Genomic DNA, 20,105 nt, shown 5'->3' on the forward strand with positions numbered 1-20,105 from the left:
AGGCTGTAGCAGTTCTTGTCGAACCCCTCCTCGGCAGCCGACGCGTAGATCAACTCACCATCCGGACGATACGTCCACTGGTGATACCCGCACACCAGGTTCCCCACCGAGCCCGCCCCCGGCTGCAAGATCCGCGCCCCACGGTGACGACACACGTTGTGCAGCACCTGCACCTCTTCATCGTCATCGCGGATCACGATCACCGACGTCTTACCGAACTCGATGGTCACGTAATCACCCGGCTCACGGATCTCCGCCACACTCGCCACGAAGATCCAGTGCTTGCCGAAAATCGCATCCAGATCGAGGTTGAACACCTCGTCGCTCGTGTAGAAGGACGCCGGAAGGCTGTGTCCGGGCTGACGCTCGGCGATCAGCCGGCGGATCGCGACATCATTCTGCGGTCGGATCATGGTCGTGGGCATCGTTGCTCCTCTTCAGCGAACACCGGGGCGTGTGGCGTGAAGCGAAGGTACCTCCGGCGACCGTGCAGAAAAAGCGAAAGTTTTCTTCGACGAACGTACAATTCTCTTTCATGATCGATCGTCGCCTTCGCGTGCTCAGCGTTCTGGCGGCCACGGGCACCGTGACCGCGACCGCGCACGCCCTGCAGTACACCCCGTCCGCGGTCTCGGCGCAGCTGCGAACGCTCTCGGAGCAGCTCGGCGTGACGCTCGTCGTCGCCGACGGTCGCCGCCTGCAGCTGACGGCCGCCGGTCGCGCACTTGTCTCCCGCCTCGACGAGCTCTACGCGCTGTGGGAGCGCATCGAGGCAGAGGTGAAGCGCTCCGCCGGCGAGATCAGCGATTCACTCCGCATCTGCGGCTTCTCTACAGCCGCCGCAGCGCTGCTTCCGCGCGTCGCGGCTCACCTCCGCGCCGCGCACCCGCTCGCCAGCGTCGAGATCCTCGAGGCAGGCCCCGAAGAGTGCTTCGAGATGCTTGCCGTTGACCGGGTCGATCTCGCCGTGGTCATCGCCACGTCGGGGATCCCGCCCCCCACGGATGGCCGGTTCGATCAGCGCTCGCTGATGGACGACCCGCTCGATCTACTGGTGCCCACTGGACACCCACTCGCCGCGCGGACATCCGTCGCGCTGCGGGATGCCGCGCACGAGGACTGGATCACCGACCACGACGGCAGCGCTTACCACCGACTCCTCCTCACCGCCTGCGCCGCTGCCGGGTTCGCTCCCCATGTGAGGCACCGTTCGATCGAATGGGAGTCCACCGCCGCCCTGGTGGACGCCGGGTTCGGCTGCGCCCTCGTACCGCGCATGGCACGGCTTCCCGCCGGGTACGGCATCGTGCGCGTACCCCTCAGCGGAGAACCTCAACCGGCGCGCACCATTCTGACGGCGACTCGACGCGAAGCGCAGACGTCTCCCCTCATCGCGGAGGCGCTCGACGAGCTCGAATCCCTCGCTCGTGGCCGCACAGCCGGAGGTCACCTCCCGGATTAGTTGTGTTGCGTGCTACGCACGTTGTGCGCCTGCAGCAACGTGGTTTATGCTCGACCGCACCGCAGTCCATCGGCTGCGGCGAGCAGCGCCGGCGCCCCCCCTGCCGGCAACCGACGAAGAGGTCGCCCCATGACTGCGCGCATCCTGAACGGCATCGAGACGGCCGCCGAGATCAAGTCGGAACTCCGCACGCGGGTCGCGCGGCTCGCGGAACGGGGCATCGTCCCGGGTCTGGGAACACTCCTCGTCGGCGACGACGCGGCCTCGCGCTCCTATGTCACCGGCAAGCACCGCGACTGCGCAGAGGTCGGCGCCGCCTCGATCTCGGTCGAACTCCCCTCGACGGCGGACCTCGCTGAGATCGCCGATGCGGTCCGCGGCCTCAACGAGGATCCCGCCGTGACGGCCTTCATCGTCCAACTGCCGCTGCCCGCGCGCGTCGACGAGAACGCCATCCTCGAGCTGATCGACCCGTCAAAGGATGCAGACGGACTCCACCCGGTGAACCTCGGTCGGCTGGTGCTCGGGGTGGATCCCCTCACCGCGCCCGCGGCACCGCTTCCCTGCACGCCTGCCGGCATCGTCGAGCTCCTGGACCGCCACGGCGTCGAACTCCGGGGGGCCCGCGTCGCCGTCGTCGGGCGCGGTATCACCGTCGGCCGGCCGCTCGGCCTGCTCCTCACGCGACGAGGCGCCGACGCGACTGTCACGCTCACCCACTCGCGCACGCCCGATCTCGCTGCGGAGATCCGCCGTGCCGACATCGTGATCGCGGCGGCTGGGGCTCCACACCTCGTCAAGCCCGACTGGATCAAGCCCGGAGCCGCCGTGCTCGACGTCGGGGTGACCCGGGTCGGCACTACCGCCTCCGGTCGCGCGAAGCTCGCCGGAGACGTGGACCCGGCGGTCGCGGAGGTTGCGGGCTGGCTCTCCCCCAACCCCGGCGGCGTGGGCCCCATGACCCGCGCCCTCCTCGTCTCCAACGTGGTCGAGGCGGCCGAGCGGAACGCGGCACTCCTGGTCGAGGCGACGGTCGGCGCCTAGCGATGATCGACACGAGCGTGCCGGTGAGCACGGGTGCGGCGGCGGCCACGACGCTCACGCGCGCCGTCTACTTCGTGTCGGACAGCACGGGCATCACCGCTGAGACGCTGGGCAACGCGCTGCTCGCCAACTTTCCCACCATCGGCTTCCAGCGGCACACGATCCCCTTCGTCGACACGGTGGAAGGCGCCCGCGCCCTCGTGGCCGACATCGACCGCGCGGCGCACGATGGCCTGTCGCCCATCGTCTTCACCACCGTGAAGGCCGCTGCAGTCCGGGCGGAGCTCGCGAAGGCGAGGGCCGTGCCGATCGACCTGCTCGGCGGCCACCTCGTCGAGCTCGAGTCAGCGCTGCGCACGACCGCGAGCGAACAGCTCGGCCAGTATCACGGCGTGGGTGACCTGCAGTCGTACTTCGCCCGCATGCGCGCCATCGAGTATGCGATCGAGCACGACGACGGCCAGAGCGATCGGGCGCTCGACATCGCCGATGTCGTCATCATCGCGCCTTCGAGGTGCGGCAAGACGCCGACCACGATGTACCTGGCCCTGCAGTACGGCGTCCTCGTCGCGAACTACCCGCTGACCGACGACGACTTCGGCAGCGATTCGCTGCCCCGACGGATCGCGCCGCACGCCGGCCGCTGCTTCGGCCTGACGACCAACCCGCTGCGTCTGAGCCAAGTCCGTCACGAGCGCCGTCCGAACTCCCGCTACGCGAGCCTCGCGCAGTGCACCGCCGAGCTGCGGCGCGCCGAGCAGCTCTACCAGCGCCACCGCATCCCTTACCTCAACTCCGCGACGAAGAGCGTCGAGGAGATGTCCGCCGTGATCCTGCAGTCGATGAAGCTGCGGGAACGACCTCATGAGAGGACCACCTGATGACCGACATCCTCTGGTTCGAGCAGATCGGCATGGGCGACGTCGCCCGCGTCGGCGGCAAGAACGCGTCACTGGGAGAGATGGTCTCGCACCTCTCCTCCGCGGGCGTGCGCGTCCCGCGCGGATTCGCGACGACCGCCGACGCCTATCGCCGCTTCCTCGCCGCCGACGGGCTCGACGAGCGCATCCGCGCCGCGGTCGAGCGGCTCGACCCCGACGACGTGGCCGAGCTCGTCCGCGTCGGCACGGACGTGCGCGGCTGGATCGAGCAGCAGCCGTTCCCCGCCGACCTCGAGCGGGAGATCCGCGACGCCTACGGGCACCTCGTCGCGAACGACGACGATCCGGACGGGGTCACCTGGGCGGTGAGGTCGAGCGCCACCGCCGAAGACCTTCCCGATGCATCGTTCGCCGGGCAGCAGGAGACGTTCCTCAACATCGGCGGGGTCGAGAACATCCTCCAGGCCGTCCGGTCGGTGTACGCGTCGCTCTACAACGACCGCGCCATCGCCTACCGGGTGCACCACGGTTTCGACCACCACGACGTCGCGCTCTCGGCGGGCGTGCAGCGGATGGTGCGCTCCGACGTCGGGGCATCCGGTGTCATGTTCACCGTCGACACCGAGTCCGGCTTCGACCAGGCGGTGTTCCTCACCAGCTCCTACGGCCTCGGTGAGGCGGTCGTGCAGGGCGCGGTCAACCCCGACGAGTTCTACGTCTACAAGCCGGCGCTCCGCGAGGGGCGGCCCGCGATCCTGAAGCGCGCCGTGGGAGACAAGGCCATCGCCATGCGGTACACCGACGGCCGGCACGTCGGCGGCAGCACCGCCTTCGTCGACGTCGACCCGTCGGAGCGCCGCCGGTTCTCCGTCACCGACGACGAGGTGGAGGAGCTCGGGCGCATCGCTCTCGTCATCGAGGAGCACTACGGGCGCCCGATGGACATCGAGTGGGCCCGCGACGGTGTCGACGGGCGTCTCTACGTGCTCCAGGCCCGCCCCGAGACGGTGGTCTCGCGCAGCACCGAGAACGTCTTGCGCCGGTTCGTGCTCCGTGAGCGCGGGGAGGTGCTCGTGCGAGGCAGCGCGATCGGCCAGCGCATCGGCGCCGGAGCGGTGCGGGTGCTGACCTCGATCGACCAGATGCACGACTTCGCGCCCGGCGACGTGCTCGTGGCCGACATGACGGACCCGGACTGGGAGCCGATCATGAAGCGCGCCGCCGCGATCGTCACCGATCGCGGCGGGCGGACGTGCCATGCCGCGATCATCGCCCGGGAGCTGGGGATCCCGGCCGTGGTGGGCACCGGCGACGCGACGCGCGTGCTGAGCGGCGGCGAGCACATCACCGTGTCCTGTGCGGAGGGCGACGAGGGGCTGGTCTACCGCGGCCTCCTCCCCTTCGACGAGGAGCAGACGGAACTGGATCGGATGCCGGAGGTCCCGGTCAAGATCATGATGAACGTGGGCACGCCCGACCAGGCGTTCTCGTTCTCGAAGCTGCCTCATCGCGGCGTCGGCCTGGCGCGGCTCGAGTTCATCATCAACCGGCAGATCGGCATCCACCCCCGCGCCCTGCTCGGGGTCGACGAACTGCCGGTCGACATCGCGGGCGTCGTGCGGGAGCGGGTCGCCGCCTACCCCTCTCCGCGCGAGTACTTCGTGCAGCGCGTGGCCGAGGGCGTCTCGACGATCGCCGCCGCGTTCGCGCCGGAGCCGGTCATCGTGCGGCTGAGCGACTTCAAGTCCAACGAGTACGCGAACCTGGTCGGCGGGCGCCTCTTCGAGCCGGAGGAGGAGAACCCCATGCTCGGCTACCGCGGCGCTTCGCGGTACATCTCGGAGGACTTCCGCGCCTGCTTCGATCTCGAGTGCGAGGCGCTGCGCCGGGTGCGCGACGACATGGGGCTCACCAACGTGCAGATCATGGTGCCCTTCGTGCGGACCCTCGACGAGGCGCGGGGGGTCATCGGCCTTCTCGCCGAGAACGGGCTGCGACGCGGCGAGAACGGCCTGAAGATCGTCATGATGTGCGAGCTGCCGTCGAACGCGATCCTCGCCGAGCAGTTCCTGGAGTACTTCGACGGGTTCTCGATCGGGTCGAACGACATGACGCAGCTGGCGCTCGGCCTCGACCGCGACTCCGCTCTGGTCGCGGCGAGTTTCGACGAGCGCGATCCCGCGGTGCGGCGCCTGCTGGGCTTCGCCATCGACGCGTGTCGCCGGCAGGGCAAGTACGTCGGCATCTGCGGCCAGGGCCCGTCGGACCATCCCGACTTCGCCGAGTGGCTGGTCACGCGCGGGATCGAGTCGATCTCGCTGAATCCCGACACGGTCGTCTCGACGTGGTTCGGGCTGTCGGAGCTCGACGGGACGCACGCGGCGGTGCTGAGCCGCGCGGAACTGGCGCCGGCAGGAAGCCGGTGAAGAACGTGGGCCGGGTATAGAGGCCGCGGTTCATCCGGGTGCCGCGCTCCCTGAGGGGGTCGACGCGCCCGGGATGACCGAGGATCCTCGTACTCAGGCCACGCCACAAGGAAAGGACGAACATGTCTGGAAACAAGGCGGTCGCCTACAAGGGGCCCGGTGTCGTCGAAGTGATCGACACCGCCTACCCCGAGTTCGAGCTGAAGGACGGGCCGGGCGTGAACCCGGCCAACGTCGGCAGGCAGGTGCGTCACGGAGCGATCCTGCGCACGGTCGCGACCAACATCTGCGGGTCTGACCAGCACATGGTGCGCGGGCGCACCACTGCCCCGGAGGGGCTCGTGCTGGGCCACGAGATCACCGGCGAGGTCGTCGAGGTCGGCCCCGACGTGGAGTTCATCAAGGTGGGCGACATCGTCTCGGTGCCCTTCAACATCGCCTGCGGCCGCCGCCGCAACTGCAAGGAGGGCAAGACCGGCATCTGCCTGAACGTCAACCCCGACCGGCCCGGCAGCGCCTACGGCTACGTCGACATGGGCGGCTGGGTCGGCGGCCAGGCCGAGTACGTGCTGGTGCCGTATGCGGACTGGAACCTCCTGAAGTTCCCGGACCGCGACCAGGCTCTGGAGAAGATCCTCGACCTGGCGATGCTGTCCGACATCTTCCCCACCGGCTTCCACGGCGCCGTCACCGCCGGGGTCGGGGCCGGGCTCGACGGTGTACATCGCCGGCGCCGGACCAGTCGGGATCGCCGCCGCCGTCGGCGCACAGCTGCTGGGTGCCGCTGCGGTGATCGTCGGCGACCTCAACGAGGACCGCCTCGCGCAGGCCCGCTCGTTCGGCTGCGAGACGGTCGACGTCTCCCAGGGCGACCCGAAGGAGCAGATCGAGCAGATCCTCGGCGTTCCCGAGGTCGACTCCGCGGTCGACGCGGTCGGCTTCGAGGCGCGCGGACACGGAACGGATGCCTCGCACGAGGCGCCCGCGACGGTGCTCAACTCGCTGATGGACATCACCGCGGCCGGCGGCGCGCTCGGCATTCCGGGGCTGTACGTCACCGGCGACCCGGGCGGCATCGACGAGGCCGCGAAGGTCGGCTCGCTGTCGCTGCGGCTCGGGCTGGGCTGGGCGAAGTCGCTGTCGTTCACCACCGGGCAGTGCCCGGTGATGAAGTACAACCGTCAGCTGATGATGGCGATCCTCCACGACAAGGTCCAGATCGCCAAGGCCGTCAACGCCACCCCGATCTCGCTCGGCGACGCGCCCCGCGGCTACGCCGAGTTCGACCAGGGCGCGGCGAAGAAGTACGTGCTGAACCCGAACGGCTACATCAAGGCGGCCTGATTCGATCGCGGATGCCGCGGCCCGCGGCATCCGTCCGCCCATCGAAAGGAGAGCTGTATGTCTGTCACCCTCGAGGACGCACGTCGCATCATCGCCGCGGCGGAGAAGCGCGCCGACGAGATCGGCCAGCCCATGAACATCGCGGTCGTGGACGCGGGCGGCAACCTGGTGTCGCACGTGCGACAGGACGGCGCATGGATCGGCAGCATCGAGATCTCGATCAGCAAGGCCTGGACGTCGAGGGCCTTCGACATCTCGACGAAGGACCTGGGCGACAACTCGCAGCCGACGCAGCAGTTCTTCGGCATCCACACCACCAACGCCCACGGCCGCGGCGTCGCGATATTCGCCGGCGGCGTGCCGCTCAGCCGCGACGGCAGGGTCGTCGGCGCGGTGGGCGTGTCCGGCGGCTCGGGCGAGCAGGACCAGACCGTGGCCGAGGCCGGTGCGGCGGCGTTCTGACACATCGAGAGCGAAGGTGCCGTCTCCCGAGGGGGACGGCACCTTCGCTGTGCAAGCGGTCGCTGTCGGCCGCCGAGCATCAGTGGGCGTCGAGCGAGCCCCCGATCAACGAGATGATCTCGGCGCGGGCGGCGGGCTCGGCGCAGCCGCCGCGCGCGGCGATCGTCAGCGTCGACGAACGCGTCTGCAGGGAGCTGCGCATCGTGACGCACTGGTGGACGGCGTCGAGCACCACGAGCACCCCTCGTGGCGCAAGGGCTCCGACGATCGTCGAGGCGATCTCCTCGCCCAGGCGCTCCTGCACCTGCGCACGCGCGGCCAGGATGTCGACGACCCGCACGAGCGCGCCGAAGCCGACGACCGCGTCACCCGGAAGGTACGCGATGTGCGCGCGCCCAGCGAACGGCAGGAGGTGGTGCTCGCAGACGGAGCGGAAGCGGATGTCGCGCAGCAGCACCATGCCGCACGCGGCCGGTACATCGCCTGCAGGGTCCCCCACCGCGATCGCGGCGTCCAGGGCGGACGCGGCATCCTGTTGCGTCCCCGACAGCAGCTCGACCCAGTTGTCGGCCACGCGTTCGGGTGTGCGCCGCAGACCCTCGCGGTCGGGGTCCTCGCCGACCGCGATCAGCAGCTCGCGCACGAGGTCGGCGACGCGATCGCGGTCGACGCCGGGCGGGCGGCGCTCGAGGGTCGTTGCGTGGAGAGCCGGCGGGAAGGCTCTCATGGCCCGGACGTCCCTGCGCGGGCACGCACCCGCACGTCGAGCCCGTCGCGGGGATCGATGCGCTCGAGCGCGTTGAAGCTGTAGACGTGGAAGCCGGCGATGGCAGAGGCCGCCTCACCGAGGCCGCGGACGGCGTCGTGGCGCAGCTGGGTCGAGTCGAAGCCGGCGAGCAGACGCCTGTTCGAGCCCTTGCGCGCGAACGCGAGCGACGGGCCCACCCCGATCCGGGCGGCGATGCGCAGCAGCTGGGTCATGCCCACGCGTCCGGGCACGCCGATCCAGAACGGGAGACGGATGCCGTCACCCGCCGCCCTGCGGATGAACTCGCCGACCACCGCGCCGTCGAAGCACAGCTGCGTGACGGCATAGTCCGCCTCCGCCGCCTTCGCGCGGAGGATGTCGAGCCCTTCGACGATCCCGAACGCCGGGTGGCCCTCCGGGTAGGCCGCCACGCCCAGGCGGAACCGCTCGCCGGCGTCGTCGCGGAGCGCGCTCAGCAGCGCGGATCCGTCCCGGTAGGGGCCCGACTGCACGCCGTCGCCCCCGACGACGAAGAGTGCCGCGACGCGTGAGTCCGACAACCGGCGCACGATCTCATCGAGCTCACCCGCCCGCGCGATGCGCGCCGCGGCCAGATGCGGGATCGCGTCGTAGCCCGCTGCGACGAGCTCGAGCGTGACGTCGACGGTGTCGCCGAGGTCATGCCCGGGCAGCGCCGTCACGCTCACGCTCGATCCCGCCGGCAGGTGACGTCGCACCTGCTCGACGATCCCCGGAACAGGGATGATCTCGATCCGGTCGGCGGTCAGCATTCGACCATGCTCACGTTCAGCGCGAGCCCGCCCTCGGCGGTCTCCTTGTATTTGTGACTCATGTCGACGCCCGTGTCGCGCATCGTCTTGATCGCCGTGTCGAGCGATACGAGGTGCTCGCCGTCGGAGCGCACGGCCATGCGGGCCGCGGTGATGGCCTTGACGGACGCGATCGCGTTGCGCTCGATGCACGGGATCTGCACCAGGCCGCCCACGGGGTCGCACGTCAGCCCGAGGTTGTGCTCGATGCCGATCTCTGCGGCGTACTCGATCTGCTCGGGTGTGCCCCCCAGCACCTCCGCGAGACCGCCGGCCGCCATCGAGCACGCCGAGCCCACCTCGCCCTGGCAGCCGACCTCGGCGCCCGAGATGGAGGCGTTCTTCTTGAAGAGCGTGCCGATCGCGGTAGCCGTGAGGAAGAAGCGCACGACGCCCTCGTCGTCGGCACCCGGCACGAATCGCGTGTAGTAGTCGACCACGGCGGGGATGATCCCGGCGGCGCCGTTGGTCGGCGCGGTGACGACGCGGCCGCCGGCCGCGTTCTCCTCGTTCACGGCGAGGGCGGCCAGCGTGACCCACTCCATCGCGTGCAGCGGGTCTGCCGTGTGCCCGGCCGCCTCCAGCTGTTCGCGCTGCATTTCACCTCGACGGCGCACGTTGAGGCCGCCGGGCAGGATGCCCGAGGAGTGCGTGCCGTTGTGGATGCACTGCTGCATCACCGACCAGATCTCGAGGATGCCCCCGCGCACCTCCTCTTCGGTGCGCGTCACGAGCTCGTTGGCGAGCACGATGTCGCTGATGCACAGGCCCGTGCGGCGCGCGATGGCCAGGAGCTCGTCGCCGCTGTCGAACGGGTACGGCACCTCGACCTCGGCGACCGCCGTGGCGGGACCCCGCGCCTCGTCCTCGTCGACGACGAACCCACCGCCGATCGAGTAGTACTCGCGGCTGTCGAACAGCGCGCCGGCTTCGTCGAATACGTCGAACCGCATGCCGTTGGAGTGGAACGCCAGCCTCTCGCGCAGGTGCAGCACGACGTCGCGCTTGACGTCGAAGGCGATGGCATGCGTGCCGCCGAGCTCCAGCGAGCCGACGGCCTGCGACGCCTCGAAGCGCAGCTCGGCCTCCGCAGGGTCGATGAGGTGCGGCTGCTCGCCCTGGAGTCCCAGGATGACCGCCTTGACGGTCCCGTGGCCGTGGCCGGTCAGCCCCAGGGAGCCGAACAGCTGGGTCTCGATGCGCGCGACGCGCTCCAGCTGTCCGGCCGCCCGGAGCCGTTCCACGTACCTGACGGCGGCGCGCATCGGACCCACCGTGTGCGAGCTCGACGGACCGATTCCGATCTTGAACAGGTCGAACACGCTCAGCGACACATCAGCCTCCGTGCGGCGCGGGGTACGCGAGAGGGTCGGCCAGCGCGTCGAGGAGCCAGTCGGCCACGTACGGCGCGAACGATGTGCGCGCGATCAGCTCGACGCGCGACGCATCGTCCGAGCGCGACACGAAGACCACGACCGCCTGCCCGAGCATGGCCTGAACGGCCGCGCCGCGCGGGAACTCGTCCGGGTGCAGATCGATCGCGGTTCCCTTCGCGAGCAGCGCCGGCACATCTCCCTCGAGAAGGATCGAGATGCGCTGGCCGGACTGCTCGACGACCGCGCCGGCGCCCGCGACGGCTGCACGCAGCGACGCCTCCAGCTCAGCCGTCCGCATCGGGTCGATCACGAGCCACTCGTCCGGGCCCAGCCAGACGAGCGTGCGTCCTGCGGGCGTCGTCGCCGACGACAGGGGGCCCGGAAGGTCCCCTCCGAGCACGTCGCGCACGGCATCGAGCGAGGCGCGCGCCGTGTCGAGCCGCAGGTTCAGCTGCACCGCGGGAGGCAGCACCTCGATGCGGACGGCATCCGACGCGTTCGCCAGCGATTCGATGCGGGAGTCCAGGATGCCGCGTGCGGCAAGCGGTGCGGTGGTCTTCGCCTCAGCCATCACGGCGGGCTCCTTCCGGGTCGAGCAGCACATGGCTGGTGATGGTGACCGGCACGGTGCGGCCGTCGACGACCGCGTTGACCTTCTCGCCGATGCGGCTGTGACCGCCGTCGAGGAGGGCGAGGGCGAACGTGCTGGCGAGCGCCTCGCTGTCGTAGCTCGAGGTGACGAAGCCCTCCATCGGCACGGGAAGCGACTCGAGGTCATCGACGGAGACCAGCTGCGAGCCCTCGGGGATGAACGACCGGGGGTCGTCCGGAAGGAGCCCGACGAGCTGGCGGCGGTTCGGCTCGTGGTTGGCCGGGCGATCGAAGGAGCGCTTGCCGATGAAATCGGCCTTCTTCTTCGAGACGACCCACGACATGCCGAGGTCCTGAGGCGTCACCGTGCCGTCGGTGTCCTGCCCGACGATCGGGTAGCCCTTCTCGGCGCGCAGCACGTGCATGGTCTCGGTGCCGTAGGGGGTGATGCCGTACTGCTCACCCGCAGCGATCAGCCGCTCCCACAGGTCGCGCCCGTACCAGCTCGCGGCGCTGACCTCGTAGGCGAGCTCGCCCGAGAAGCTGACGCGCGCCAGCCGCACCGGCACGCCGCCGAGGTCGGTGTCGCGCCAGGTCATGAAGGGGAACGCCTCGTTGGTGACGTCGACGCCGGGGAACAGGTCTCCGATGACCGAGCGCGAGAGCGGGCCCACCACGGGGAACGTGACGAGGTGCTCGGTGACCGACGTCAGGTAGACGCGCAGTTCCGGCCACTCCGTCTGAAGCCACTCTTCCAGCCAGTCGAGGATCTTCGCGGCACCGCCGGTCGTCGTGTAAACCAGGAACCGCTCCTCGCCCAGGCGCAGCACGGTGCCGTCGTCGATGACCATGCCGTCGACGCCGCACATCACGCCATAGCGGACCGAGCCCACCTTCAGCGTGCTCATCAGGTTCGTGTAGACGCGGTCGAGGAACTCGCCCGCGTCGGGACCCTGCACGTCGATCTTGCCGAGCGTCGAGCCGTCGAGGATGCCGACGGCGTTGCGGGCCGCGATCGTCTCGCGGGCGACCGCGGCGTGGATGTCCTCACCGTCCTGCGGGTAGTACCACGGCCGCTTCCACTGCCCGACGTCTTCGAACTCGGCGCCGTGCGCGACGTGCCAGTCGTGCACGGGCGTGATCCGGACGGGGTCGAAGAGGTCGCCGCGCGCCCGCCCGGCCAGGGCGGCGAAGGCGACCGGCGTGTACGGCGGACGGAACCGCGTCGTGCCGACTCCGGCGATCTTCTCGCCCGAGATCGCCGCGGCGATGCCGGACGCGATGATGCCCGACGTCTTGCCCTGGTCGTGCGCCGTGCCGATCGTCGTGTAGCGCTTGATGTGCTCGACCGAGCGAAGGCCCGCGCCGATCGCATGCGCGATGTCGGCGACCGTCGCATCGCGCTGCAGGTCGACGAAGTGCGTCGCGAGGTCCTCCGGCTCGCCTGTGGGCACGTACCAGAGCACCGCACCCGGACCGTGGTCGACGTCCTCATCGGCGGCGGGCAGGTCGCCCGGCTCAGCGACGAAGTCGAGCTCCGCGAGCACCTCCGAGGTGACGCGGTGCGCGTCCTCCAGGACGTCGCGCAACCCGAAGCGGCCCGCCGCCGAACCTGCGACGGCGATGCCGGGGACGACGCTGTCGGGCACGAAGGCCCCGAGCCGCTCGTCGTAGCGGAGCGATCCGCCCGCCTGGCTGTAGAGGTGCACGGCGGGGTTCCAGCCCCCACTGACCAGCAGCGTGTCGGCCGCGATCTCCTCCGTGATGCCGAACGCCGTGCCGTTGAAGCGCGCGAACGAGACCGAGGCGACGCGGCTCTCGCCCGCCGTCGCGGTGACCACGCTGCCGTGATGAAGCGGGATGCCGCGGGCCGCCGAACCGTCGGTCCAGTGGGTGCCGATGACGGAGCGCGCGTCGATGATGGCCGAGACGGCGATTCCGGCGTCGTGGAGATCGAACGCGGCGCTGTAGGCGCTGTCGTTGGTGGTGAAGACGACGACCCGCTCACCGACGGCGACACCGTAGCGGTGCAGATAGGTGCGCGCGGCGCCGGCCAGCATGATGCCGGGCCGGTCGTTGTCGGCGAACACCACAGGGCGCTCGTGAGAGCCCGCGGCCACGATCGTGCGCCGGGCGCGGATGCGCCAGATGCGCTGCCGCAGCGCGTCGGCGGGTGCGTCGCTGCCGAGGTGGTCGGTGCGCCGCTCCAGCGCCAGCGCCAGCCCGTCGTCGTAGACGCCGAACACCGTCGTGCGCTGCAGCAGCGTGACGCCGAGTGATCGGAGCTCTTCGACCGTGCGGGACACCCACTCCAGGGCGTCGGCGCCATCGATCGTGCGCGGCGTGGCGGGCAGTGAACCGCCCGGCGTCAGCTTCTCGTCGACGAGCGCGACCCGCGCACCTGCGCGTGCCGCCTCGGATGCGGCGACGAGGCCGGCGGGGCCGGAGCCGACCACCAGGACGTCCACATGCAGGTGGGCGGAATCGTAACGCGCCGGGTCGGGCTCGGTCGGGAGCACGCCCTGACCGGGCACGCCGTGGGCGGCGATCCCGGGAGCCAGTTCGATGGTCGTGGCGAGCTGCATGGGGTCGGGGAACGGCGTGGTGATCTGCAGCAGCCCGCTCGGGTCTTCCGCGCCCGCCGCGGCGATGCCGCGCGGCCGGCCGAGCTTGATGCTGGTGGTGACCTCGTGGATGCCGTTCGCCAGCAGTGCGGAGGCGAGGGTGTCGCCCGCGTAGCCGTCGACGGCGATTCCCTCGAAGTCGAAGGAGAGCGGCGTGCGGCGGTCGATGAGGCCGCCGGTCTCGGTGCGGTGTCGCTGGGTCATCGTGCTGCGCTTTCGAGTTCGGCCGCGGGGACCGGGGTGGAGTCGGGAGCGTCGGAGGCCGCGGCCTCGCCGGTGGCGAGAGCCGGGACGGCTCCGCCGATGGGGTACACCGCCGCGAAGCGGTAGGTCACCGTGTCACGCACGGCGTTGAACCAGCGCCGGCAGCCGACACTGTGCACCCAGCGCTCGGCGAACAGGCCCTTGGGGTTGCTGCGGAAGAACACGTAGTGCGCCCATTCCGTGTCGTCGAGCGCGGCCGGCTCGGCCGGGTAGGGCACGTGTGCCTCGCCGCCGTAGGAGAACTCGATCTCTTCGCGGGGACCGCACCAGGGGCATTCGATGAGTTGCATGGTCTTTCCGTTCTGCGAGCGCTAGTGGGCGACGGCCGCGGCACCGTGCTCGTCGACGAGTCGGCCGGTGACGAAGCGGTCCAGGCTGAAGGGGGCGATGAGCGGGTGGGGCTCGCCGGTGGCGACGGTGTGCGCGTAGGCCTCACCGAGGCCCGGCGTGGCCTTGAACCCGCCGGTTCCCCAGCCGCAGTTGAGGAAGAGGTTCTCGTACGGCGTGACGCCGACGATCGGCGATGCGTCGGGCGTGACATCGACGATGCCCGCCCACGTGCGGAGCAGGTGCGCACGGGCGAACACGGGGAAAAGCTCCACCGCGGCGGCCATCTGCCGCTCGATGATGTGGAACGCTCCGCGCTGACCGTACCCGTTGTACGAGTCGACGCCCGCGCCCATCACCAGCTCGCCCTTGTGCGCCTGCGAGACGTACACGTGCACGGCGTTGGACATCACGACCGTCGGGTGCACCGGCTCGAGGAGCTCGGAGACGAGCGCTTGCAGCGGGTGGCTCTGGATCGGGACCCGGATGCCGAGGCTGTCGGTGAGCACCGACGTGTGCCCCGCCGCGGCGAGCGCGACGCGCCCGGCGGCGATGTCGCCGCGGTTGGTGCGGATTCCGGTGACGCGGTCGCCATCGGTGAGGAACCCGGTGACCTCCGTGTCCTGGATGAGGTGCACCCCGGCCTCGGCCGCCTTGCGGGCGAAGCCCCACGCGACGTAGTCGTGCTTGGCGATGCCGGCGCGGGGCTGATAGGTCGCGCCGAGCACCGGATATCGGATGTCGGCCGAGATGTTGACGAGCGGGCAGATCTCCTTGACCGTCGCAGCATCCACCCACTCCGCGTCGACGCCGTTGAGCTTGTTCGCCTCGACGCGACGGCGGGAGTCGCGGACGTCCTGCAGCGTGTGGGCGAGGTTCAGCACTCCGCGCTGGCTGAACAGGATCGGGTACTCGAGGTCGTCTTCGAGACCCTCCCACAGCTTGAGCGCGTGCTCGTAGATACCCGCGCTCTCGTCCCACAGGTAGTTGGAGCGGATGATCGTGGTGTTGCGGGCCATGTTGCCGCCGGCGAGCCAGCCGCGCTCGACGACCGCGACGTTCGTGATGCCGTGGTTCTTCACCAGGTAGTGCGCGGTGGCCAGGCCGTGTCCGCCGCCGCCGACGATCACGACGTCGTACGAGCGCTTCGGCTCAGGCGAGTCCCAGAGGAACTTCGGGTGGTCGGGGAGCTCGGCACCCGGCGTGCGGGGCTGCTTCTTGTCGGTCATGCGGTGGCTCACTCTCCGTAGCCGGGGTACAGCGGGAAGCGGTCCGCCAGCTCGCTGACGGTGGCGCCGAGCTCGGCCAGCACGGCCTCGTCGGTGTCGGGCTGCAGCACGCGGGGGATGACGTCGGCGACGATGCGGAACTCCTCGTCGCCGAAGCCGCGGGCGGCGAGGGCGGGGGTGCCGATGCGGACGCCCGAGCTGATCATCGGGGGCCGCGGGTCGAACGGGACGGCGTTGCGGTTGACCGTGATCCCGATCTCGTGCAGGCGGTCCTCGGCCTGCTGGCCGTCGAGCTCCGAGTTGCGCAGGTCCACCAGCACCAGGTGGACGTCGGTGCCGCCGCTCACGACGCCGATGCCGGCGGCTGCGGCGTCGTCCTGGAGCAGGCGGTCTGCGATGATGGCGGCGCCGCGCAGCGTGCGCTCCTGACGCTCGCGGAACTCCGGCTCTGCGGCGAGCTTGAAAGCCACCGCCTTGGCCGCGATGACGTGCTCGAGCGGACCGCCCTGCTGGCCGGGGAACACCGAGCTGTTGAACTTCTTGCCGAGGTCGGCGGTGGCGAGGATCACGCCGCCGCGAGGACCGCCGAGCGTCTTGTGCGTCGTCGAGGTGACGACGTGCGCGTGCGGCACGGGGTTCGGGTGCAGGCCGGTCGCGACAAGGCCTGCGAAGTGCGCCATGTCGACCATGAGGTACGCGCCGACGAGGTCGGCGATCTGCCGGAAACGCGCGAAGTCGAGCTGGCGCGGGTAGGCCGACCAGCCGGCGACGATGAGCTGCGGGCGGTGCTCGAGGGCCAGTCGCTCGATCTCGTCGTAGTCGATGAGGTGGTCGTCCTCCCGGACGTGGTAGGCGACGGCGTTGTAGAGCTTGCCCGAGAAGTTCAGGTGCATGCCGTGGGTGAGGTGCCCGCCGTGCGCGAGGTCGAGGCCGAGGATCGTGTCGCCCGGCTTGATGAGCGCGAACATGGCGGCGGCGTTGGCCTGCGCGCCGGAGTGCGGCTGGACGTTCGCGTACTCGGCGCCGAACAGCGTCTTCAGGCGGTCGATCGCGAGCTGCTCGATGACGTCGACGTTCTCGCAGCCGCCGTAATAGCGCCGGCCCGGGTAGCCCTCCGCGTACTTGTTCGTGAGCACGGAGCCCTGCGCCTCGATCACGGCGAGGGGTGCGAAGTTCTCGCTCGCGATCATCTCGAGCGTTCCGCGCTGACGACCCAGCTCGGACTGGATCGCTTCGAAGACTTCACTGTCGACGTTGCGCAACGAGGCGCTCAGGATGGTCGCGGCGGTGGCAGCAGTCGGCGACATCTGTTCTCCTACTCATGAACAACTGATATATCTATTGCTGAGCCGATAGTATGAGGTCTGCGTCGAGACGTCAACTCGGATTTCCTTCGAGAAGCGCGGCTCGCGGAAAGGGGGATCGGATGAACACACTCGCCGAATCCGTGACGGAGCGTGCCGCGCCGGATGCCGAGGAGCTCGCGGGTCGCTCATACGCGGAATACGCCACGGCGATGCTGCGCGATCGCCTCATCGTGCTGAACATCCCGCCGGGAGCCCCCATCAACGACGAGCAGATCGGGCGGGAACTGGGCATCGGGCGCACACCCGTGCGCGAGGCGCTCAAGCGGCTCGAGGCCGAGCATCTCGTCGCCGTGTATCCCCGCCGGGGCACCTTCGCGGCGCCCGTCGACATCACCGACCTCGCCTCGATCACCGAGATGCGTGCTCTTCTGGAGCCGCTCGCCGCGTCACGAGCCGCGCGGTTCGCATCGACGCCCAAGCGCGAGAGCATGCGCGACCTCGCCGCCAGGCTCACGGCGCTCGACACGAGGGCCGTCTCCCCCATCGCCCTCATGCGCCACGACCTGGAGGTGCACCGCAGCATCTATGCCGCGAACGGGAACTCCCACCTCGAAGAAGATCTGATCAAGTACGACAACCTCGCCACCCGCATCTGGTGCCTCGTTCTCGATCGACTCCCCGATGTGGCAGCGCATGTGAGCGAACACGTCGAGCTGTTGAACGCCATCGTCGACGGGAACGCCGAACGGGCGGCGGATCTCGCACTCACCCACGTCACGGGCTTCGAGGGGCTGATCCGGTCGGTGATCTGACGCCGCACGAAAGACGCGTGACCGCAGCCGTCTCACTGCGGCGACCGTCAGCCACGAATCCGCGCATCAGCAAGGCGCCATGATCAGCGGGTCGGCGTGCACGGAGGATACGCCGCAGGGCCGCCGCCGCTCGCTGACGAGCGAGAGGCGGCGACCCGTGCAGGTGGACAGTCAGACGATGGCCGCCCGCAGCTGCGCGGCGGCGGCCGTGACGTCGGGCGCGCCGTAGAGGGCTCCGCCGACGACGGCGATGCGGGCGCCGGCGTCGCGCACCGAGCCGATGGTCGAGGCGTTCACGCCGCCGGCGATGGAGAAGGGCACGCCCGAGGCCTCGCCGGCGCGCAGCAGCGCGTCGAGCGAGTAGCCCTCCTGCGCCTGCTCGTCGAGACCCGCGTGCACCTCGACGAACTCGGCGCCGAGGGCGACGACCTCCTTCGCACGGGCCGGCTTGTCGGCGACGCCGATCAGGTCGACGACCACGCCCTTGCCGTGCTTCTTGGCCGCCTTGACGGCGCCCGCGATGGTGCTGTCGTCGGCCGAGCCGAGCACTGTGACGAGGTCGGCGCCGGCACCGAAGGCGATGTCGGCCTCGAGCTCGCCGGCATCCATCGTCTTCAGGTCGGCGAAGATGACCTTGTCAGGGTGCGCCTCCTTGAGCGCGGTGACGGCGGCGAGGCCCTCGCTCTTGATGAGCGGGGTGCCGAGCTCCAGGATGTCGACGTGCGCGGCCGCGGCGGCGGCGAGCTCGAGCGCCTTCTCGGTGGTCAGGGTGTCGATGGCGAACTGCAGCTTCATGGGTGCTCCATTCAGTGGTGGGGTGGATGCTGTCGCCGGCCGGCGACGGAGGTCTTGGGTCACTCGAGATTGGAGTGGCGGGGCCAGAGGTCGTCGGCGCTCGAGCCCTGACGCTGCCACAGCGCGTGGAAGAGACCGTCGCCGAGGAGCACCACGACCTGCTCGAACAGGCTTCCGGCGTACTGGTCGGAGGCCGCGGCGGTGCGGTCGAGTTTCTGCGCGGCGGGGACGACGACGAGGACATCGGTGATATCCGCCAGGGCCGAGGCGGCGACCGTGGTGATCGCGGCGACGCCGGCGCCTGCAGCGGCCGCCTTCTGCGCCGTGCGCACGACCGACTCCGTCGTCCCCGAACCGCTCGCGGTGAGGAGGACGTCACCGACGCCGATGGCGGGCGTGGTGACGTCGCCGATGACATGCACGTCGAGGCCCAGATGCATCAGACGCATCGCGGTCATCCGCAGCGCAATGCCGGAGCGTCCGGCGGCGCCGACGAACACGCGGTCGGCTGACCCGAGCAGGTCCGCGAGGGCGTCGAGCTGCTCGGAGCTCGCGACTGCGGCTCGCTCTGCGGCCCGCAGCGCTTCGTTGGCGACGAGCGAGATCGCCGCGGAGGGCGAGATGGCGGCGATGGCGGTGGTGCTGGGCATGCCTTCCAGCGTCGTCACCACCTGGTGCGTGTGCGATCCTCCCCGAGAACGGACCTGACTACCCGAAAGGAGGGGCGCTCGTAGGATAGGTGCCCGTGACCGACTCTCTCAGCCGCACGGTGGCCTCGCGCCGTGCCGCGGCCGACCATGCCCGCGCCCTCGCCGAGCAGCGCGATCGCTACGCCCTGACGCTTGAATCACTGCTGGCCACGCTGCGTTCGCCGCGGCTCGACGACCGCGCCGCGCGGACCATGGCCCTCGACGTCGCGGCGGGCGCCCTGGTAGGGCTGCGGGTGCAGACCGACCAGCAGAGCGCCGCGCTGGAACCGGTGGCCGGGGCGTTCGAACGGCTGCGAAGCGACTTGCGCCCCCTCGTCCGCTACAGCGATCTGGATGTCCAGTTCGTCGAACCGCCGTTGAACGGCCGGGCCCTCCCCGGCGACATCGCGCACGCCGCCCGCGCGATCGTGCGCACCGCCGTGCTCGCGATCGTCGACCGCGGCGAGACCACTCGGGCGCGCATCCAATGGGACTGCGACGGCCTTCACCTGCTCATCGCGATCCGCGACGACGGCCGCGGCGAGCTCACGCTCCACGACGACACGCTGCGCCCGGTGGCCGAACAGGTGGCCGCCCACGGCGGTCATCTCACGGTCGCTTCGACCCCCGGCTGGGGCTCGGAGATCGGCATCCGTCTCCCGCTGGATCCGCCCACGGAACCGGGGGATCTGCCCGATGCCGTGGACGCCAGCCCACGCGAGCGCGACGTGCTGCGGCTCGTGGTCGCGGGCCGCCGGAACCGCGACATCGCGCAGACCCTCGGCGTGAGCGAGAACACCGTGAAGTTCCACGTCTCGAACCTGCTGCGCAAGTCGGGCGCGAGCTCCCGCACCGAGCTGGTGGCACTCGCTCGCGGCTGAGCCTGCCCATTCG

General features: G+C 70.2%; 18 protein-coding genes and 1 pseudogene. 8 read left to right on the forward strand and 11 right to left on the reverse strand.

What is annotated here, in order from left to right; translation table 11 throughout:
* Positions 1 to 425, reverse strand: a 425-nt coding sequence (locus tag JNB61_RS16775) for an aromatic ring-hydroxylating oxygenase subunit alpha (RefSeq protein WP_220340385.1), incomplete at its 3' end; no start/stop codon positions are given.
* Positions 426 to 535: 110 nt separating this feature from the next.
* On the opposite strand from JNB61_RS16775, the gene JNB61_RS16780 reads away from it, so the two are divergent.
* The 6 genes and pseudogenes from JNB61_RS16780 to JNB61_RS16805 all read left to right on the forward strand — a co-directional run bounded on the left by JNB61_RS16780 (position 536) and on the right by JNB61_RS16805 (position 7,619).
* A complete protein-coding gene (locus JNB61_RS16780) occupies positions 536 to 1,462 on the forward strand; it encodes a LysR family transcriptional regulator (RefSeq protein ID WP_220340386.1) in 927 nt (308 codons plus the stop codon).
* Positions 1,463 to 1,591: 129 nt separating this feature from the next.
* Positions 1,592 to 2,506: a bifunctional methylenetetrahydrofolate dehydrogenase/methenyltetrahydrofolate cyclohydrolase gene (locus JNB61_RS16785; RefSeq protein ID WP_220291269.1), complete on the forward strand. Its 915-nt coding sequence runs from the start codon at positions 1,592 to 1,594 to the stop codon at positions 2,504 to 2,506.
* Positions 2,507 to 2,508: 2 nt separating this feature from the next.
* Positions 2,509 to 3,387 (forward strand): pyruvate, water dikinase regulatory protein, encoded by an 879-nt coding sequence (locus tag JNB61_RS16790; RefSeq protein ID WP_220291271.1) that lies wholly within the window; start codon positions 2,509 to 2,511, stop codon positions 3,385 to 3,387.
* Positions 3,387 to 5,813: a phosphoenolpyruvate synthase gene (gene ppsA, locus JNB61_RS16795; RefSeq protein WP_220340387.1), complete on the forward strand. Its 2,427-nt coding sequence runs from the start codon at positions 3,387 to 3,389 to the stop codon at positions 5,811 to 5,813. Before JNB61_RS16790 ends, ppsA begins: the two co-directional genes overlap by 1 nt.
* Before the next feature lie 122 nt (positions 5,814 to 5,935).
* Positions 5,936 to 7,157 (forward strand): annotated as a pseudogene (gene fdhA / locus JNB61_RS16800) (formaldehyde dehydrogenase, glutathione-independent).
* A gap of 57 nt (positions 7,158 to 7,214) precedes the next feature.
* The gene (locus tag JNB61_RS16805; RefSeq protein WP_220291276.1) at positions 7,215 to 7,619 is read left to right on the forward strand and encodes a GlcG/HbpS family heme-binding protein; all 405 of its coding nucleotides are present in this window, start codon (positions 7,215 to 7,217) and stop codon (positions 7,617 to 7,619) included.
* 79 nt (positions 7,620 to 7,698) lie between these two features.
* Here JNB61_RS16805 and folE read toward each other — a convergent pair whose 3' ends face one another.
* The 8 genes from folE to glyA are packed head-to-tail and all read right to left on the reverse strand — an operon-like array spanning position 7,699 to position 16,915.
* Positions 7,699 to 8,346: a GTP cyclohydrolase I gene (gene folE, locus JNB61_RS16810; protein WP_220291278.1), complete on the reverse strand. Its 648-nt coding sequence runs from the start codon at positions 8,344 to 8,346 to the stop codon at positions 7,699 to 7,701.
* Positions 8,343 to 9,158: a methylenetetrahydrofolate reductase gene (locus tag JNB61_RS16815; RefSeq protein WP_220340388.1), complete on the reverse strand. Its 816-nt coding sequence runs from the start codon at positions 9,156 to 9,158 to the stop codon at positions 8,343 to 8,345. Before JNB61_RS16815 ends, folE begins: the two co-directional genes overlap by 4 nt.
* Positions 9,152 to 10,531, reverse strand: a complete 1,380-nt coding sequence (locus tag JNB61_RS16820; protein WP_220340389.1) for an L-serine ammonia-lyase — start codon at positions 10,529 to 10,531, stop codon at positions 9,152 to 9,154. Before JNB61_RS16820 ends, JNB61_RS16815 begins: the two co-directional genes overlap by 7 nt.
* Position 10,532: 1 nt before the next feature.
* Complete coding sequence (locus JNB61_RS16825) at positions 10,533 to 11,144, reverse strand: sarcosine oxidase subunit gamma (RefSeq protein ID WP_223214926.1); 612 nt, start codon at positions 11,142 to 11,144, stop codon at positions 10,533 to 10,535.
* Positions 11,137 to 13,992 carry a 2Fe-2S iron-sulfur cluster-binding protein gene (locus JNB61_RS16830; RefSeq protein ID WP_220340391.1) on the reverse strand — a complete coding sequence of 952 codons (2,856 nt, stop codon included), beginning with the start codon at positions 13,990 to 13,992 and terminating at the stop codon, positions 11,137 to 11,139. Before JNB61_RS16830 ends, JNB61_RS16825 begins: the two co-directional genes overlap by 8 nt.
* Entirely contained in the window at positions 13,989 to 14,342 is a 354-nt protein-coding gene (locus JNB61_RS16835; protein ID WP_220291288.1) for a sarcosine oxidase subunit delta, read from the reverse strand. The genes JNB61_RS16830 and JNB61_RS16835 overlap by 4 nt, the downstream gene beginning before the upstream one ends.
* Before the next feature lie 21 nt (positions 14,343 to 14,363).
* Positions 14,364 to 15,608, reverse strand: coding sequence for a sarcosine oxidase subunit beta family protein (locus tag JNB61_RS16840; protein WP_220340392.1), 1,245 nt, complete (start codon positions 15,606 to 15,608; stop codon positions 14,364 to 14,366).
* Positions 15,609 to 15,616: 8 nt separating this feature from the next.
* Positions 15,617 to 16,915 (reverse strand): serine hydroxymethyltransferase, encoded by a 1,299-nt coding sequence (gene glyA, locus JNB61_RS16845; RefSeq protein ID WP_220340393.1) that lies wholly within the window; start codon positions 16,913 to 16,915, stop codon positions 15,617 to 15,619.
* 119 nt (positions 16,916 to 17,034) lie between these two features.
* Between glyA and JNB61_RS16850 the strand changes: the two genes are divergently transcribed.
* On the forward strand, positions 17,035 to 17,727 hold the full coding sequence (locus JNB61_RS16850) for a GntR family transcriptional regulator (protein ID WP_220291295.1): 693 nt from the start codon (positions 17,035 to 17,037) through the stop codon (positions 17,725 to 17,727).
* Between the two features lie 171 nt (positions 17,728 to 17,898).
* Here the strand turns inward: JNB61_RS16850 and hxlA are convergent, their stop codons facing one another.
* Both hxlA and hxlB read right to left on the reverse strand, forming a co-directional pair.
* A complete protein-coding gene (gene hxlA, locus JNB61_RS16855; RefSeq protein WP_220340394.1) occupies positions 17,899 to 18,522 on the reverse strand; it encodes a 3-hexulose-6-phosphate synthase in 624 nt (207 codons plus the stop codon).
* A gap of 59 nt (positions 18,523 to 18,581) precedes the next feature.
* A complete protein-coding gene (gene hxlB, locus JNB61_RS16860; protein WP_220340395.1) occupies positions 18,582 to 19,172 on the reverse strand; it encodes a 6-phospho-3-hexuloisomerase in 591 nt (196 codons plus the stop codon).
* 95 nt (positions 19,173 to 19,267) lie between these two features.
* On the opposite strand from hxlB, the gene JNB61_RS16865 reads away from it, so the two are divergent.
* Complete coding sequence (locus JNB61_RS16865) at positions 19,268 to 20,092, forward strand: helix-turn-helix transcriptional regulator (RefSeq protein WP_220291301.1); 825 nt, start codon at positions 19,268 to 19,270, stop codon at positions 20,090 to 20,092.
* Positions 20,093 to 20,105 lie beyond the last annotated feature (13 nt).

The sequence above is a fragment of the Microbacterium ureisolvens genome, from assembly GCF_019511645.1.
Taxonomy (GTDB): domain Bacteria; phylum Actinomycetota; class Actinomycetes; order Actinomycetales; family Microbacteriaceae; genus Microbacterium; species Microbacterium ureisolvens_A.